The sequence below is a fragment of the Kitasatospora sp. NPDC002227 genome (assembly GCF_040296285.1).
In the GTDB taxonomy this organism is placed as follows: Bacteria; Actinomycetota; Actinomycetes; order Streptomycetales; family Streptomycetaceae; genus Kitasatospora.
Genome location: NZ_JBEOWY010000005.1, coordinates 226,944 through 244,530, shown reverse-complemented (window position 1 = coordinate 244,530; position 17,587 = coordinate 226,944). Strand labels below are relative to the sequence as shown.

13 protein-coding genes are annotated in these 17,587 nt (G+C 72.5%); 9 read left to right on the top strand and 4 right to left on the bottom strand.

Annotation, left to right across the window (positions count from 1 at the left end; genetic code table 11):
* From ABT095_RS07140 to ABT095_RS07125, 4 genes are all read right to left on the bottom strand, one after another.
* Window positions 1-5,279, bottom strand: a 5,279-nt coding sequence (locus tag ABT095_RS07140; RefSeq protein WP_350528274.1) for a non-ribosomal peptide synthetase, incomplete at its 3' end; no start/stop codon positions are given.
* Window positions 5,280-5,344: 65 nt separating this feature from the next.
* Window positions 5,345-5,557, bottom strand: a complete 213-nt coding sequence (locus tag ABT095_RS07135) for an MbtH family protein (RefSeq protein WP_350528273.1) — start codon at window positions 5,555-5,557, stop codon at window positions 5,345-5,347.
* A gap of 83 nt (window positions 5,558-5,640) precedes the next feature.
* Window positions 5,641-5,796, bottom strand: coding sequence for a hypothetical protein (locus tag ABT095_RS07130; RefSeq protein ID WP_350528272.1), 156 nt, complete (start codon window positions 5,794-5,796; stop codon window positions 5,641-5,643).
* Between the two features lie 244 nt (window positions 5,797-6,040).
* Complete coding sequence (locus ABT095_RS07125) at window positions 6,041-7,279, bottom strand: IS256 family transposase (protein WP_350528271.1); 1,239 nt, start codon at window positions 7,277-7,279, stop codon at window positions 6,041-6,043.
* A gap of 366 nt (window positions 7,280-7,645) precedes the next feature.
* On the opposite strand from ABT095_RS07125, the gene ABT095_RS07120 reads away from it, so the two are divergent.
* From ABT095_RS07120 to secG, 9 genes are all read left to right on the top strand, one after another.
* Entirely contained in the window at window positions 7,646-8,629 is a 984-nt protein-coding gene (locus ABT095_RS07120) for a LuxR C-terminal-related transcriptional regulator (RefSeq protein WP_350528270.1), read from the top strand.
* A 73-nt stretch (window positions 8,630-8,702) separates the two neighbouring features.
* Window positions 8,703-10,733 (top strand): excinuclease ABC subunit UvrC, encoded by a 2,031-nt coding sequence (uvrC, locus tag ABT095_RS07115; protein ID WP_350528269.1) that lies wholly within the window; start codon window positions 8,703-8,705, stop codon window positions 10,731-10,733.
* Window positions 10,730-11,641: an RNase adapter RapZ gene (gene rapZ, locus ABT095_RS07110; protein ID WP_350528268.1), complete on the top strand. Its 912-nt coding sequence runs from the start codon at window positions 10,730-10,732 to the stop codon at window positions 11,639-11,641. The genes uvrC and rapZ overlap by 4 nt, the downstream gene beginning before the upstream one ends.
* Before the next feature lie 43 nt (window positions 11,642-11,684).
* On the top strand, window positions 11,685-12,731 hold the full coding sequence (locus tag ABT095_RS07105; RefSeq protein ID WP_502884830.1) for a gluconeogenesis factor YvcK family protein: 1,047 nt from the start codon (window positions 11,685-11,687) through the stop codon (window positions 12,729-12,731).
* Window positions 12,722-13,702, top strand: a complete 981-nt coding sequence (gene whiA / locus ABT095_RS07100; protein ID WP_350528267.1) for a DNA-binding protein WhiA — start codon at window positions 12,722-12,724, stop codon at window positions 13,700-13,702. The genes ABT095_RS07105 and whiA overlap by 10 nt, the downstream gene beginning before the upstream one ends.
* A 216-nt stretch (window positions 13,703-13,918) precedes the next feature.
* Entirely contained in the window at window positions 13,919-14,923 is a 1,005-nt protein-coding gene (gap, locus tag ABT095_RS07095) for a type I glyceraldehyde-3-phosphate dehydrogenase (protein WP_350528266.1), read from the top strand.
* Between the two features lie 148 nt (window positions 14,924-15,071).
* A complete protein-coding gene (locus ABT095_RS07090) occupies window positions 15,072-16,277 on the top strand; it encodes a phosphoglycerate kinase (protein WP_350528265.1) in 1,206 nt (401 codons plus the stop codon).
* A 4-nt stretch (window positions 16,278-16,281) separates the two neighbouring features.
* Complete coding sequence (gene tpiA / locus ABT095_RS07085) at window positions 16,282-17,067, top strand: triose-phosphate isomerase (RefSeq protein ID WP_350528264.1); 786 nt, start codon at window positions 16,282-16,284, stop codon at window positions 17,065-17,067.
* Window positions 17,068-17,154: 87 nt separating this feature from the next.
* Window positions 17,155-17,391, top strand: coding sequence for a preprotein translocase subunit SecG (secG, locus tag ABT095_RS07080; protein ID WP_350528263.1), 237 nt, complete (start codon window positions 17,155-17,157; stop codon window positions 17,389-17,391).
* The last annotated feature ends 196 nt before the right edge of the window (window positions 17,392-17,587 follow it).

Genomic DNA, 17,587 nt, shown 5'->3' with positions numbered 1-17,587 from the left:
TTGAACAGGCCGGCGGTCAGCCAGGCGGAGGTGACGCCGCCCTGGGTGATGGTGTCGGCGAGTTCGGTGACGCCGAGGCGTCCGGCGGGGGCGAGCACCACGGTGCCGCCGGCGAGCAGGGGTGCCCAGAGTTCGTAGGTGGAGGCGTCGAAGGCGGTGGGCGAGTGGACCAGGACGCGCTCGTGTGCGTCGCCCGCGAAGGTGCCGCCGAGGGCGAGGTCGACCACGGAGTGGTGCGAGACGCCGATGCCCTTGGGTACCCCGGTGGAGCCGGAGGTGTGCATGACGTAGGCCAGTTGGGCTGCGTCGATGGTGAGTCCGAGGTTCTCCGCGGTCTCCGGGCCGACGGAGAGGACGGTCAGCCCGTTCAGTGCTTCGTGCGCGGCGTCGGTGACGGCCAGGGTGGCTCCGGCGTCGGCGAGGACGGCGCGCAGGCGTTCGGCCGGCTGGGCCGGGTCCAGCGGAACATATGTTCCGCCTGCCTTGAGGACGGCGAGCAGAGCGATCACCAAGCGGAATGAACGTTCATTCAGCACCGCTACCGGCGTCTCTGGCCCGACGCCCGCCTCGACCAGCCGCAGTGCCAGCCCGTTCGCCCGGGCGTTCAGCTCGGCGTACGTCAGCTCCGTCGAACCCGCCACCAGCGCCACCGCCGAAGGCCTCAACGCGACCTGCGCCTCGAACAGTTCTGGCACCGAGCCCGACGGCAGCTCCGCCACCGGCCCGGCCCAGCCGGTCAGCAGCTGTTTCCGCTCCGCCGCGGTGAGCACCCCCGCCGCGCCGACCAGCGCGGCCGGATCGGCGGCCAGCTGGTCGAGCAGGCGCAGGAACCGGTCGAGCAGGGCCCGTGCCTCGGCCGGGCCGAAGGCGTCGGGCTGGTGGTCCAGCCGCAGTTGGAGGCCCTCGCCCGGGGTGATGGCGAGCAGCAGCGGGTAGTGGGCGCTGTCCACGTCCTCGATCAGGTGGACGCTGGTGGCGCCGCTCGGGTCGGCCTGGTCCAGCGCGGACGGGTCGGGGTAGTTGCCGTACACCGTGACGGTGTCGAACAGGCTGCCCAGGCCGGCCAGTTGCTGGATCTCGGTGAGGCTCAGGTGCTGGTGGTCGAGCAGCGCGGACTGCTCGTGCTGCAGGCGCAGCAGCAGTTCGCCCCAGCTCTCGGCCGGGTCCAGCCGGACCCGGACGGGCACGGTGTTGATGAGCAGGCCGACCATCCGCTCCACGCCCGGCAGGTCGTGCGGGCGGCCGGAGACGGTGGTGCCGAACAGCACGTCGGAGCGGCCGCTCAGCCGGGCCAGCAGGACGCCCCAGGCGGCCTGGAGCAGGGTGTTGAGGGTGACGCCGTACCGGCGGGCGGTGCGGGTGAGGCCCTCGGTGAGCGCCGGGGTGAGTTCGGTCTTCACGCGCAGCGGCAGCTGCGGGGTGGCGGTGGCCCGGCCGGGGGCGAGCAGGGTGGGCTCCTCGGCGCCCGCCAGGGCGGCCGACCAGGCGGCGCGGGCGCCGGCGGCGTCGCGCTCGGCGATCCACCGCAGGTACTCGCGGTAGGGCACGGCCGGGGGCAGTTCGGTGCCGAAGTACAGTGCCCACAGTTCCTGGCCGAAGAGCGGGGTGGACCAGCCGTCGAGCAGGATGTGGTGGGCGGCCACCAGCAGCCGGTGCCGGCCGGGGGCCAGGGTGAGCAGGGTGTACCGCAGCAGTGGCGGCCGGGCCAGGTCGAAGCGGCGGCCGTACTCGGCGGCGGCGATCCGACCGGCCTCCGCCTCGGGGTCCGCATGGCCGCTCAAGTCAACGGTGACGAAGGGCAGTTCGACCCTGTCCGGGACGGCTGCCACCGGCATACCCTCGGCGCGCTGGTGGAAGGCGGCCTTGAGGTTGGGGTGGCGCAGCAGGAGGGCCTCGGCGGCGGCGCGGAGCCGGGCGGTGTCGAGCGGGCCGGTGAGGTCGAAGGAGCAGACCGAGGTGTAGACGTCGGCGCCCGCCTGGTCGTACGCCGAGTGGAAGGCTATGCCCTGCTGCAGCGGGGAGCTGGGCAGTACGTCCACCAGCCGTGCCGGGGTGTGGAGTTCGGCGATGGTGTCGAGCTCGGGCTGGGTGAGAGCGGCCAGCGGGAAGTCGGAGGGGGTGTGCCCGCCCGCGCCCGGCCGGTCGGCGTGCTCGGCCAGGGCGCGCAGTGCGGTGAACCAGGCCTCGGCCAGCTCGGCCACCCGCTCGGCGGTGAGGAGTTCGCCGGCCCAGGACCACTCGGCGACCAGCAGCGGCCCCTGCGGGGTGTCGACGGTGGCGGCGTCCAGACCGAGCACCCTGCCCAGCGCGAGACCGGGCGCCGCGCCCTCGGACATCGCCTCCTGCCCCGCGAGCACGCTCTCCTCGGTGGCCCCCTCGGGCTGGAAGCGGCCCAGGTAGTTGAACTCGAGCTGCGGCGCGGCGTACCCGGCGAGCACGGTGGCGGTGGCCGGGTTGAGGTAGCGCAGCAGGCCGAAGCCGATGCCGTTGTCCGGCAGGGTGCGCAGCTGCTCCTTGACCAGGCCGAGCGCGCGGCCGAGGGCCGGGCCGGCCTCGGTGACCTCGGACCAGCCGATGCGGCCGGGGTCGAGCCGGACGGGGAAGACGGAGGTGAACCAGCCGGCGGTGCGGTGCAGGTCGACCCCGTCGACGATCTCCTCGCGGCCGTGGCCCTCGGCGCTGACCAGGACGGCCTCGGAGCCCTCGCCGCGCCAGTGGCGGACGGCCAGCGCCAGCGCCGTCAGCAGCACGTCGTTGACCTGGGCGTGGTACGCGGCGGTGACCTTGGTCAGCAGGGCCTGGGTGGCGCCGGCGGGGAGCACCAGGCGCAGGGTGCCCTCGGTGGCGTAGGTGTCCCGGGCGGGGTCGAGCGGGCGGTGCCCGAGCAGCGGGTCCGGGGTGGCGAGTGCGGCCTCCCAGTACGGGAGTTCGGCCGCCCGCCGGTCGGTCAGCGCCTCGGCGGCCAGCCGCTTCGCCCAACGGCGGAACGAGGTCGGCACCGGCTCCAGCTCGACGGGCCGGCCCGCACGGACGGCGTCGAGGGCGGCGAGCAGGTCCTCCTCGACGATGCGCCAGGTGACTCCGTCCACCACCAGGTGGTGGATCAGCAGCAGCAGCCGGGAGGGCACACCGGGCCCGGTCTCGGACCAGACGGCCTGCACCATCCGGCCCTGCGCGGGGGCCAGCCTGTCCCGGGCGGCGGCAGCCGCACCGTCCAGGGAGGCTTCGGTCCGGACGACGTCCTCGGCCCGTACCGCCCCCGCCTCGGGCACGTACAGCGTCCACCGGTCCGTGACGCGGGCCCGCAGCAGGTCGTGGTGGTCGAGCAGGGCCTGGAGGGCCGCGTACAGCTCCTCGGCCCGAACGCCCGCCGGGAGGGTGAGCAGCGTCGACTGGTAGAAGCTCTCCACCGCGCCGCGCTGCTCGCCGAGCCAGCGCACGATCGGGGTGGGCGCGATCTCGCCCAGGCCCGCCCCGGCGGGTTCGGCGGCGGCCGGGCCGGTCAGGACGCGCGCGGTGCGGGCCAGCTGCTCGACGGTGGGGGCGAGGAACACCTCGCGCGGGGTGAGCTGGAGACCGGCCTGCCGGGCCTTGGAGACCAGCTGGATGGCCACGATCGAGTCGCCGCCGAGTTCGAAGAAGGAGTCCTCGACGCCCACCTCGGGCAGTCCGAGCACCTCGGCGAAGAGCCGGGTGAGCAGCTGCTCGGCCGCACCGGCCGGGGCCCGGCCGGTGGTGGTGAAGGCGGGGGCGGGCAGGGCGCGCCGGTCCACCTTGCCGTTGGGGGTCAGCGGCAGCCGGTCGAGCACGACGACCACCGGCACCATGTGGTCGGGCAGCCGCTCAGCGAGGAAGGCGCGCAGTTCGGCGGGCTCGGCGCCGCCGACGGCGTAGCCGACCAGCCGCCGCTCGCCGGGGCGGTCCTCGCGGACCAGCACGGCGGCCTGGCGCACGGCCGGGTGGTCGAGCAGCGCGGCCTCGACCTCGCCCAGCTCGACCCGGAAGCCCCGGATCTTCACCTGGTCGTCTGCCCGTCCGAGGAAGTCCAGCTGCCCGTCCGGCCGGTAGCTGCCGAGGTCGCCGGTGCGGTACATGCGCTCGCCGGGCTGCCCGAAGGGGCAGGCGACGAAGCGCTCGGAGGTCAGTGCCGGGCGGCCGAGGTAGCCCCGGGCCAGGTGCGGGCCGGAGATGTACAGCTCGCCGACGGTGCCGGGCCCGACCGGCCGCAGCCGCTGGTCGAGCACGTGGATGCGCACGTCCCGGCAGGGGTGGCCGATCGGCGGCTGCTCCTGGCCGGTGAGCGGCTCGCTCACGGTGACGATGACGGTGGTCTCGGTCGGCCCGTAGCTGTTGAGCATCAGGCGGCCCCGGCCGCAGCGGGCGGCCAGTTCGCGGGGGATCGCCTCGCCGCCGCCGATCAGGGTGCGCAGGCCCGGCAGCGGTACGTCGGGCAGGGTCGCCACCATGGCGGTGGAGAGGTCGGCGTGGGTGACGCCCTGCTCCTCGATCAGCTCGGCCAGCGCCTCGCCGACCAGCTGGTTCTGCTCCCGGGGCAGCACCAGGGCGGCGCCGGTGGTGAGGGCCACGGCGAGGTCGGAGACGGAGACGTCGAAGCTGAGCGAGGCGCCCTGGAGCACCCGGCTGCCGGGGCCGACACCGGTCGCGGCGACCTGGGTGGCGATCATGCTGGGCAGCCCGGTGTGGGTGACGGCCACGCCCTTGGGCACGCCGGTCGAGCCGGAGGTGTAGATGACGTACGCGGTGTTGGCGGCGGTCAGCGGGCGGACCCGCTCGGCGGCGGTGAAGGGCGCGTCCGGGAGGCCGGCCAGCTCGGCGAGGTGCTCGGGGGAGTCGAGCAGCAGGCGCGGTGCCGAGGTCGCGGGCAGTCGGCCGGCGGTCGCGGTGGTGGTGAGCACCAGCGCGGCGCGGGAGTCGGTGAGCATGTGGCGCAGCCGGTCGGCCGGGTAGGCCGGGTCGGCGGGCAGCCAGGCGGCGCCGGTCTTGGCCAGGGCGAGGATCGCGGTGATCGCCTCGGCGGACTTGGGCAGGGCGAGCGCGACGACGTCCTCGGCGCCCAGGCCCCGGGCGGCGAGCACCCGGGCCAGCCGGTTGGCGCGGGCGTCCAGTTCGGCGTAGCCGATGGTGCGGCCCTCGGCGTGCAGTGCGGGGGCCTGCGGGGTGCGCCGGACCTGACCCTCGATCAGCTCGGCGAGGGTCGGACCGTTCAGGAGCGGGACCGGCCACCGGTCGGTTCTGTGCGTCTCCTGGGCCCCGGACATCTGACTCTCTCCCTGGTCGGTGGTGCGGTGGAACGGGCGGTGGAAGGCGGTGGAGCGGGCGGTGGTCAGTGGCCCGCGAGGTGGGCGATCAGGCTCTTGGGCCGCATGTCCTGCCAGTTCTGCTCGACGTGGTCGAGGCAGTCCTGCCGGGCGGCGGGGCCGAAGGTCTGCTGCCAGCCCTCGGGCGCCGGGGCGAAGACCGGCCAGAGCGAGTGCTGGCCCTCGTCGTTGACCAGGACGAGGTAGTGGGCCTCGGGGTCCTCGAACGGGTTCGCCATGGTTTTCTCTTCCTTTTCGGTCGGGGAATTCTGGAACGGTCGACAGCGCGGCGGGAATTACCGGTGATTGCCCCGCGGCGCGGTCACGGCCCCCAGCCGGAGTCGGAGTTCTGCGGGAGCTGGGGCCCGGCCACGGCGGTGCCGGAGACCGGCGCGGCGAGACTCTGGGTGCCGAGGAGGCCGAGAACGACGAGAGCGAGAATGGCGGCGAGTCGGCTGAGGGCGGCAGGCTTCGGCATCGACGGCGATCCTTTTTCGAGGAGGGGCCTTTTTACGGGGAATGGCGCCTTCGGCAAGGCGAGGGAACCTTTTTTCGAGGGGAGGGCCGCTGCCCTCTTCGCTCTGAAATTCATCCTGCCGAGGGCCAATCCGCCGGGGAAGCTCCGGCCGCGGTCGGGAACACGCATCGCGGGAACCGGAAGCCAGCGCATACCAGTGCAAAATCGGACAGATGCGATGGAAAGTCAGGCTGACTCTGTCAGATCAGTGGTGGGGTGCGTCAGAACTGTGGTGGCCGGTGGGGGATTCGGTGTGCGCGGCCCGGCGCAGCTCCTCCCGGACGGCGGGCCAGTCCTCGGCCCACGGCTGCCCGGCCCCGGTGGCGGACTCCAGCGCCGTCAGCGCCAGGTAGGTCCGCTTGAGCGCCGAGCGCTCGTCCGGCACCCGGCCGGCCGCCTGCTCGATCCGGCGCAGCCGGGCGTGCAGCCGCTCCAGGGCGCCCCCGCCGGCCAGCAGGCGGCGCGCCTCGGGGCTGAACCGGAAGCCGGTGGCCAGCTGCGGCCAGGCGGCCCGCCAGACCCGGAACGACTCGCGGTGGCCCGGGCCCCACTCCCGCTCCGCCCGGGCCAGCCGCTCCAGCGCGGCCGCCTCGGTGGGTGCGGTGCAGACCTCGCGCAGGTCGCGCGAGAGCGGCCCCCAGTCCTCGCCGGGGGCGTGCCGCAGGGCGCTGTGCAGCAGGTGGGTGGCGGAGCGGTGCACGACGGTCTGCGGCCAGCGGCCGGTGGCCGCCTCGGCCAGCGTCGACGTGGTGTCACCCACCAGCACCCACACCTCGCGCACCCCGCGCTCGGCGAGCCCGGCCAGTACCTTGGGCCAGCGGTCGTCCTCGTCGGCGGGCCACAGGCCGAGCACCTGGCGGCCGCCGTCGGCCGAGATGCCGAGCGCCAGGTGCACCAGCGGGCCGCCGGAGCGCCCGCAGCGCACCGAGTCCAGGAAGACCACCGGGTAGACCGGGTCCAGCGGGTGGCGGCCCCGTTCGGCGAGTTCGTCGAGCACCTGGTCGGTGATGGCCGAGACGGTCTCCCGGCTCAGCTCCACCCCGTACACCTCGGACAGGTGCGCGACCAGTTCGCCCGAGCTGAGGCCGCGGGCGGTGAGCGAGATGACCAGCCGGTCGAGCCCGGGCAGGCGGCGGGCCCGGGGGCGGACGGTGCGCGGGGCGAAGCTGCCGGCCCGGTCCCGGGGGACTCGCACCTCCACCGGGCCCACCTCGGTGAGCAGCCGCCGGGAGCGGGCGCCGTTGCGGCCGTTGAGCCCGGGCCGGTCGCCGCGCAGGTGCTCCTGCAGCTCGAGCTCCAGGGCCTGCTCGATCAGCTCCTTGGTGAGGGACTGCAGCAGGCCGCCCTCGCCGAGCAGCCGCAGCCCGCCGCCCTCGACCTGTGCGGCGGCGGCCTGGGCCAGCTGCCTGACGAGCCGTTGGTCGACCAGTGCCGCGGGGTTCACGGGGCCGGCCGGTCCGGTCCGTCCGCCCGCCCGGTCCGACCCGGAATCAGCTCGCAACAAGGGTGCCCCTCCGTCCATCGGCCGTGCGCCCCGGGCGCCCTGACAGATCGACGGGCGCAATGCGGCGGCCATCCGCCCGTCACCGGGACGCGCTAACGTCCTTCCGTCGGCCCCCGCGCCCGGGCCCGCCCGGGGGCCGTCGCAAGCCGGTGTTTTCTTCGTAATTTGGGCGTACACTCTCGGCGTTCGGGGCCGGGGGGTGGCATCCGTACGGCAGGTACACCCCATCCTGCCTGCGCGGCCGCCTGGCAATGACCGGTACGGGCATTCGTGTACCCGCAATGCCAAAGCCGGAAGGACGCTCAGATGTGCCGAAACCACGACAACAGCGCTGTTATCGGGGCACCACAACTCTGCGACACCGGCCTTGAGTTCTACCGCAGCGCGCTCGCCGGGGGCGCCGTGGCCGGCGAGGTGCCGGAGTGCCTGCTGACGATGGGGCTGCTGCGCAGTCTGCCCGGCGCGGGTGAACGGCTGGCGCCGGTCCCGCCGGACATCGCGGCCACCGGCCTGACCAGACCGCTCGAACTGGCCGTGCTGGCCCAGCAGGAGCGGCTGGTCGAGCTGCGCACCGCCTTCACCGCCGCCGAGCACGCCTACCAGGACGTCATGCAGCGCTCCCAGCCGCAGATCCGGATCCTGGAGGGTGAGGAGATCAACCTGGCGCTGGAGAACGCCGTGGCCGCCTGCAGCGAGGAGCTGCTCACCGTCCAGCCCGGCGGCGGGCGCGGCGAGGAGTACCTGGCCGACGCGCTCCCGCGCGACCTCGCGCTGGCCGACCGCGGCGTGCGCCAACGCACCCTCTACCAGCACACCGTGCGCTCGCACGGGCCGACGCTGGCCTACATCGAGCAGGTCTCCGCCCGTGGCGCGCAGATCCGCACGCTCAACGAGGTCTTCGACCGGATGATCATCTGCGACCGGTCGACGGCCTTCATCCCCGCCGGGGCCAGGCGCGAGGCCGCCGCGATGGTCATCCAGCTCCCGCCGCTGGTCGAGTACCTGCTGAAGATCTACGAACTGATGTGGGAACGGGCCGAGCCGGTCACCTACGCGGACGGCCACCAGCGCCCGCGGCTGCTCACCGACCGCACCCGGCAGAACGTGCTGCGCCTGATGGTCAACGGCTACACGGACGAGGCCATCGCCACCCGGCTCGGCATCAGCACCCGGACGGTCTCCAGCCACATCCAGAAGGCCTCCGAACAGCTCGGCAGCCGCAGCCGCGGCCACCTCGGCTACATCATCGCCCGCGAGGGCGTCCTCGACGGCCCGCTCGACGACCTCTGACCGAGGGCCTGTCCGGCCGATCACGTGCTGGAACGCGCCCCGGAGCGTCACCCCCAGTCGGTACGGTGTAGCCATGGCCGACCCATCGACGTACCGTCCCGCTCCCGGCGCGATCCCCACCTCGCCCGGGGTCTACAAGTTCCGCGACGCGCACGGGCGGGTCATCTACGTCGGCAAGGCCAAGAGCCTGCGCCCGCGGCTGTCCTCCTACTTCCAGGACATCGCGAACCTGCACCCGCGCACGGCGACCATGGTCACCACCGCCGCCTCGGTGGAGTGGACGGTGGTGACCACCGAGGTCGAGGCGCTGCAGCTGGAGTACTCCTGGATCAAGGAGTTCGACCCCCGCTTCAACGTCAAGTACCGCGACGACAAGAGCTACCCCGAGCTGGCCGTCACGCTGGACGAGGAGTTCCCCCGGGTGCAGGTGATGCGGGGGGCGCACAAGAAGGGGGTGCGCTACTTCGGCCCGTACGGGCACGCCTGGGCGATCCGCGAGACGGTCGACCTGCTGCTGCGGGTCTTCCCCGTCCGCACCTGCTCCAACGGCGTGTTCAAGCGGGCGCAGCAGGTCGGGCGCCCCTGCCTGCTCGGGTACATCGGCAAGTGCGCCGCCCCCTGCGTCGGCAAGGTCAGCGCCGCCGAGCACCGCGAGCTGGCCGAGGAGTTCTGCGACTTCATGGCCGGGCGCACCGGCGGCTACCTGCGCCGCCTGGAGCAGCAGATGGCCGAGGCCGCCGCCGAGCTGGAGTACGAGAAGGCCGCCCGCCTGCGCGACGACATCGGGGCGCTGCGGCGCGCCATGGAGAAGAACGCCGTGGTGCTGGCCGACGGCACCGACGCCGACCTGTTCGCCCTCGCCGAGGACGAGCTGGAGGCGGCCGTGCAGATCTTCCACGTGCGCGGCGGCCGGGTGCGCGGCCAGCGCGGCTGGGTCACCGACAAGGTCGAGGACGTGGACACCCCGGCCCTGGTCGAGCACGCCCTGCAGCAGCTCTACGGCGGCGGCACCGAGCAGGTGCCCCGCGAGGTACTGGTGCCCGCACTGCCCGAGCCGCTCGCCCCGGTGCAGGAGTGGCTGAGCGGCCTGCGGGGCGCCCAGGTCGACCTCCGGGTGCCCCAGCGCGGGGACAAGAAGGACCTGATGGCCACCGTCGAGCGCAACGCCCAGCAGGCGCTCGCCCTGCACAAGACCAAGCGCGCCTCCGACCTGACCACCCGCAGCCGGGCCCTGCAGGAGATCGCCGAGGCGCTGGAGCTGGACTCGGTGCCGCTGCGGATCGAGTGCTTCGACATCTCGCACCTGCAGGGCGAGGACGTGGTGGCCTCGATGGTGGTCTTCGAGGACGGGCTGGTGCGCAAGAGCGAGTACCGGCGGTTCCAGATCAAAGGCTTCGCGGGGCAGGACGACGTCCGCTCGATGCACGAGGTGATCACCCGGCGGTTCCGCCGCTACCTCCAGGAGCGCGAGCAGACCGGCGAGTGGGCGGTGCCCGAGGAGGAGGAGACCGGCCCGCGCACCGAGGACGGCCGCCCCAAGCGCTTCGCCTACCCGCCGCAGCTGCTCGTGGTCGACGGCGGGCAGCCGCAGGTGGCCGCGGCCCGCCGCGCGCTGGACGAGCTGGGCATCGACGACGTCGCCGTCTGCGGCCTGGCCAAGCGCCTGGAGGAGGTCTGGCTGCCCGGCGAGAGCGACCCGGTGGTGCTGCCGCGCTCCAGCGAGGGCCTCTACCTGCTCCAGCGCGTCCGGGACGAGGCGCACCGTTTCGCCATCTCCTACCAGCGCGCCAAGCGCTCCAAGCGGCTCACGGCGGGGGAGCTGGACTCCGTCCCCGGGCTCGGCGAGACTCGCCGTCAGGCGCTGCTCAAGTACTTCGGCTCACTGAGGAAGCTGCGGGCGGCCACCGTGGAGCAGCTGTGCGAAGTCCCGGGGATCGGCCGCCGGACGGCGGAGACTGTTGCCGCAGCGTTGGCCTCCCGTCCACCGGCGGCACCTGCGGTGAACACCGCTACGGGCGAGATCATCGAAGCGGAGCCGGCCGCCGTCGGCACGCCCGGTACCGTCGAGGCCGAGCGAATCATGGAGAGCGGGGAAGTGCAGTGACGCAGTCCGAGGACGTAGGGGCCGGCCGGCCGCAGGCCCAGGGGGAGAGCGCCCCGGAGCTGGTCATCATCTCCGGCATGTCGGGGGCCGGCCGGTCCACGGCCGCCAAGTGCCTGGAGGACCTGGGCTGGTTCGTGGTGGACAACCTGCCGCCGGCCCTGATCCCCACCATGGTCGACCTGGGCGCCCGCTCCCAGGGGGCGGTGCCCCGGATCGGCGTGGTGGTCGACGTCCGCGGCCGCAAGTTCTTCGACGACCTGCGCACCTCGCTGGACGAGCTGGCCAAGCGCGGCGTGCGGATGCGGGTGGTCTACCTGGAGTCCTCGGACGACGCCCTGGTGCGCCGCTTCGAGTCCGTCCGCCGCCCGCACCCGCTGCAGGCGGACGGCAGGATCGTGGACGGCATCGAGCGCGAGCGCGACCTGCTGCGCGAGCTGCGCGGCGAGGCGGACCTGGTGATCGACACCTCCAACCTCAACGTGCACCAGCTGCGCGCCAAGCTCGACGCCCAGTTCGCCGACCACGACGAGCCCGAGCTGCGGGCCACCGTGATGTCCTTCGGTTTCAAGTACGGCCTGCCGGTCGACGCCGACCTGGTGGTGGACTGCCGCTTCCTGCCCAACCCGCACTGGGTGCCCGAGCTGCGGGCCCGCACCGGCACCGACGCCGACGTGGCCGACTACGTCTTCCAACAGCCGGGTGCGAACGAGTTCCTCAACGGTTACACGGACCTCCTCAAGATCATCACAGAGGGTTACCGCCGCGAGGGCAAGCGTTACATGACACTTGCCGTAGGCTGCACCGGTGGCAAGCACCGCAGCGTGGCGATGTCCGAGCGGCTGACGAAGCGTCTGATCGCGGACGGCGTGGAGACGGTGCTCGTCCACCGGGACATGGGCCGGGAGTAAGCCACCGGCCCCAGGCGGAGAACATGGGGTCGGTGTGACGGGAATGATGCCCGCGCGGCAGCACAGGGCCATCGGCCCGAGGCCGCGTACGGGCGCGCCCAGGCCCCAGCCGGTACGGGTCACCGCCCTCGGCGGCGGCCAGGGCCTGTCGGCCTCGCTCTCCGCGCTGCGCCGCCTCACCACCGAGCTCACCGCCGTGGTCACGGTGGCCGACGACGGCGGCTCCAGCGGGCGGCTGCGCTCCGAACTCGGGGTGCTGCCGCCCGGCGACCTGCGCAAGGCGCTGGCCGCGCTCTGCGGCGACGACGACTGGGGCCGGACGTGGTCCGAGGTGATCCAGCAGCGCTTCAGCGGCAACGGCGAGCTGCACGGCCACGCCGTGGGCAACCTCCTGATCGTCGCGCTCTGGGAGAAGCTGGGCGACCCGGTGGCCGCGCTGGACTGGGTCGGCCGGCTGCTCAACGTGCAGGGCCGGGTGCTGCCGATGTCGGCGGTGCCGCTGGACATCGAGGCCCTGGTGCGCGGCCACGACCCCGCCGAGCCGTGCCGGATCACCGCCGTCCGGGGCCAGGCCAACGTGGCCTCCACCCCCGGCACCGTCCAGTCGATCAAACTGCTGCCCGAGCTGCCGCCGGCCGTGCCGGAGGCGGTGACGGCCGTCGACCAGGCGGACTGGGTGGTGCTCGGGCCCGGCTCCTGGTTCACCAGTGTGCTGCCGCACCTGCTGGTGCCCGAGCTGGCCAAGGCCCTCACCGAGACCCGGGCCCGCCGCCTGCTCACCCTCAACCTGGCCCCGCAGCCGGGCGAGACCGAGGGCTTCTCCCCCCAGCGCCACCTGGAGGTCATCGCCGACCACGCCCCCGGGCTCGCGGTGGATGCGATCCTGGTGGACGAGCGTGCGGTGACCGGCGGCGCCTTCGGCGTGGCCGACCTGGCCGGGCTCGAGAAGGCCGCGGCCCGGATGGGCGCCGCACTGGTGCTCGACCAGGTCGCCCGGGGTGACGGCACCCCGCGACACGACCCGGAACTCTTGGCGGCTGCGTACGACCGGATTTTCCGGACACATGGAAGGATCGGCCCATGGCGATGACTCCGGCGGTGAAGGACGAAATCAGCCGGCTCCCCGTCACCCGGGCCTGCTGTCGCAAGGCTGAGGTGTCGGCGATCCTGAGGTTCGCGGGCGGTCTGCACATTGTGAGCGGCCGGATCGTGATCGAGGCGGAGCTGGACACCGGAATCGCGGCCAGAAGGCTGCGCAAGGACCTGCTGGAGATCTTCGGACACTCCTCGGACCTGGTGGTGATGGCCCCCGGCGGCCTGCGCCGCGGCAGCCGGTACGTGGTGCGGGTGGTCAAGGACGGCGAGCTGCTGGCCCGGCAGACCGGGCTGGTGGACGGGCGGGGCCGCCCGATCCGCGGCCTGCCCCCGGCGGTGGTCTCCGGGGCGACCTGCGACGCCGAGGCGGCCTGGCGCGGCGCCTTCCTGGCGCACGGCTCGCTCACCGAGCCCGGCCGCTCCTCCTCGCTGGAGATCACCTGCCCCGGCTCCGAGGCCGCGCTCGCCCTGGTCGGCGCGGCCCGGCGGCTCGGCATCCCGGCCAAGGCCCGCGAGGTGCGCGGGGTCGACCGGGTGGTGATCCGCGACGGCGACGCGATCGGCGCGCTGCTCACCCGGCTCGGCGCGCACGAGTCGGTGCTGGCCTGGGAGGAGCGCCGGATGCGCCGCGAGGTGCGGGCCACCGCCAACCGGCTGGCCAACTTCGACGACGCCAACCTGCGCCGCTCGGCCCGCGCGGCCGTCGCGGCCGGGGCCCGGGTGCAGCGCGCGCTGGAGATCCTGGGCGACGAGGTGCCCGAGCACCTGGCGGCGGCCGGCCAGCTGCGGATGCAGCACAAGCAGGCCTCGCTGGAGGAGCTGGGCGCGCTCGCCGACCCGCCGCTCACCAAGGACGCGGTGGCCGGCCGGATCCGCCGCCTGCTGGCGATGGCCGACAAGCGCGCCGGGGAGCTCGGCCTGCCGAGCACCGAGGCCAATCTGACCGACGAGATGGCGATGAACTGAGAATCTCGTATCTCGAACAGGCGGCGTCCACATCGTGGGCGCCGCTTTCGGCTTCCCAGCGCGGGATTTCGCGCCACGCCAAGGGTTGGGCGACGCAGGGATGTGCTCTGGTGGCACGGGGAAGGGTAGGGTCGTAGGCGGTCGGGGACATCCCAATACAAACCCCCGTCGACCGTGGCCTGGCCATGGTCGGCGTACCTTAAAGGAGATCGGTTCGTGACGATCCGGGTAGGCATCAACGGATTCGGCCGCATCGGCCGGAACTTCTTCCGTGCGGTCAAGGCGCAGGGCGCGGACATCGAGATCGTCGGTGTCAACGACCTGACCGACACCAGGACGCTTGCACACCTCCTGAAGTACGACTCGATCCTGGGTACCTTCCCGGGCGAGGTCAGCCACACCGAAGACTCCATCACCGTCGATGGCCACACCTTCAAGGTCGTCGCCGAGCGTGACCCGGCGAACCTGCCGTGGGCTGCTCTCGGCGCTGACGTCGTCATCGAGTCCACCGGTATCTTCACCAAGGCCGAGGCTGCGAAGAAGCACCTCACCGCCGGGGCGAAGAAGGTCATCATCTCGGCGCCCGCCACGGACGAAGACGTCACCATCGTGATGGGTGTCAACGACGAGAAGTACGACGCCGCGAAGCACGACATCATCTCCAACGCCTCCTGCACCACCAACTGCGTGGCGCCGCTGGCGAAGGTGCTGAACGAGAACTTCGGCATCGTCAAGGGTCTGATGACCACCGTCCACGCGTTCACCAACGACCAGGTCACCCTGGACTTCCCGCACAAGGACCTGCGTCGGGCCCGGGCCGCCTCGCTCAACATCATCCCGACCTCGACGGGTGCCGCCAAGGCCACCGCCCTGGTCCTGCCCGAGCTCAAGGGCAAGCTGGACGGCACCTCGCTGCGCGTCCCGGTGCCGACCGGCTCGATCACGGACCTGGTCGTCACCCTCGAGCGCGAGGTCACCGTCGAGGAGGTCAACGCGGCCTTCCAGAAGGCCTCCGAGGGCTCGCTCAAGGGCATCCTGCAGTACACCGAGGACCCGATCGTCTCCTCCGACATCGTGAACTCGCCGTTCTCCACGATCTTCGACTCGCTGATGACCATGGTCCAGGGCAACCAGGTCAAGGTCTTCGGCTGGTACGACAACGAGTGGGGCTACTCGAACCGCCTTGTTAACCTGACCTCGCTCGTCGGCGGCCAGCTCTGACGCAGCGGGAGCTGAAGTGATGTAAGGAGCGGGGCCCGGACCGTAGCTCGTGGTCCGGGCCCTAGCTCTGCGGACTCCCTCACTCTCCCTGTGGCCGCCCGCCGTCGTGCGCCACCCTCGCGTTGTACCCCCAGGAGACCGAAGACCCGTGAAGACCATCGAAGACCTCGACGTCGCCGGGAAGCGCGTGTTCGTCCGCGCCGACCTGAACGTGCCGCTGTCCGGCGCCACGATCACCGACGACGGCCGCATCCGTGCCGTCGCGCCGACCATCGCCAGGCTGGTCGCCGCCGGTGCCCGGGTGATCGTCGCCTCCCACCTGGGCCGCCCCAAGGGTGAGCCCGACCCGCAGTTCTCCCTCGCCCCCGTCGCCGTCCGCCTCGGCGAGATCCTCGGCCGGCCGGTGAGCTTCGCCACCGACACCGTCGGCGAGAGCGCGAAGGCCACCGTCGCCGCCCTGGCCGACGGCGAGGTCACGCTGCTGGAGAACCTGCGCTTCAACGCCGGCGAGACGGCCAAGGACGACGCCGAGCGCGGCGCCTTCGCCGACCAGCTGGCCGCCCTCGCGGACCTCTACGTGGGCGACGGCTTCGGCGCCGTGCACCGCAAGCACGCCTCGGTCTACGACCTCCCGGCCCGCCTGCCGCACGCCGTCGGCGACCTGATCGCCACCGAGGTCGGTGTCCTCAAGCGCCTGACCGAGGAGGTCGAGCGCCCGTACGTGGTCGTGCTCGGCGGTTCCAAGGTCTCCGACAAGGTCGGCGTGATCGACAACCTGCTGGGCAAGGCCGACCGCATCCTGATCGGCGGCGGCATGGCCTACACCTTCCTCGCGGCCCTGGGCCACGAGGTCGGCATCTCGCTGCTGCAGAAGGACCAGATCCCGACGGTCCTGGAGTACCTGGAGCGCGGCAAGGCCAACAACGTCGAGTTCGTGCTGCCGGTGGACGTCGCCGTCTCGGCCAGCTTCCCCGACCTCAAGACGCACGCCCCGGTCACCGACTTCGAGGTCGTCGACGCCTCGGCCATCCCGGCCGACAAGGAGGGCCTGGACATCGGCCCGAAGACCCGTGCGCTGTTCGCCGAGAAGCTGGCCGACGCGAAGACGGTCTTCTGGAACGGCCCGGTCGGCGTCTTCGAGCACCCCACCTTCGCCGAGGGCACCAAGGCCGTCGCGCAGGCGCTGCTCGACAGCTCGGCCTTCACCGTGGTCGGCGGCGGGGACTCCGCCGCGGCCGTCCGCATCCTGGGCTTCGACGAGACGAAGTTCGGGCACATCTCGACCGGCGGTGGCGCGAGCCTCGAGTACCTGGAGGGCAAGCAGCTCCCCGGTCTCACCGCTCTGGAGGACTGATCCGATGAGTGACCGCAAGCCGCTGATGGCGGGCAACTGGAAGATGAACCTCAACCACCTCGAGGCCATCGCCCACACCCAGAAGCTCGCCTTCGCCCTCACCGACAAGGACTACGCGGCCGTCGAGGTCGCCGTCCTGCCGCCCTTCACCGACCTGCGTTCGGTGCAGACCCTGGTCGACGGCGACAAGCTGAAGATCAAGTACGGCGCCCAGGACCTCTCGGCGCACGAGTCCGGTGCCTACACCGGCGAGGTCTCCGGCCCGATGCTGGCCAAGCTGAAGTGCACCTACGTGGCCATCGGCCACTCGGAGCGCCGCCAGTACCACGGCGAGGACGAGCCGCTCGTCAACGCCAAGGTCAAGGCCGCGTACCGCAACGGCCTGCTGCCGATCCTGTGCGTCGGCGAGCCGCTGGAGATCCGCAAGGCCGGCACCCACGTCGCGTACACGCTGGCCCAGCTGGACGGCGCGCTGGACGGTGTCCCGGCCGAGGACGCCGAGCAGATCGTGGTCGCGTACGAGCCGGTCTGGGCGATCGGCACCGGCGAGGTGGCCACCCCGGAGGACGCGCAGGAGGTCTGCGCGGCGATCCGGGCCCGCCTGGCGGAGCTGTACTCGGCCGAGCTGGCCGACAAGGTCCGTGTCCTGTACGGCGGTTCGGTCAAGTCCTCCTCGGCCGCCGGCCTGATGGCCAAGCCGGACGTGGACGGCGCCCTGATCGGGGGAGCCTCGCTGGACGCGGACGAGTTCGTCAAGATCGTGCGGTACCGTGACCAGGCAGTAGGCTAACGCCGCCGCAGCAACGTAGGCTTTGGGGCCGGGCCGCACCTCGCGGGCCCGGCCCTTCGCCGAAGATACGAGAGAGTTGGTCCCGCCGTGGTTCTCGGGTTCTCGATTGCCCTGATCATCTTCAGTCTGCTGATGGTCATCCTGGTGCTGCTGCACAAGGGCAAGGGTGGCGGTCTGTCTGACATGTTCGGCGGTGGCTCCATGTCCGCGGGCGGCGGTTCGGCCGTGGCCGAGCGCAACCTGGACCGCATCACCATCATCGTGGGCACCGGCTGGTTCGCCTGCATCGTGGTGCTCGGCCTGGTGCTGAAGTACAAGGGCTGACCTTCGCCGCTGCACCGATCTGACGGTGCGTCGCCGGTCCGTCTATCCTGAGTGAGGCCTCGGTGTCGGAGGCGGTGGGGACAGATCCTTAACCGCTGCTTACACTAAGACAACTTCGCCACCGTCCGCAGGCCGCGGCCGGGCGGCAGGTGATTGCAGCCGCCGCCCCGCCGCGCGTGGATACGGGCAGCCCTCC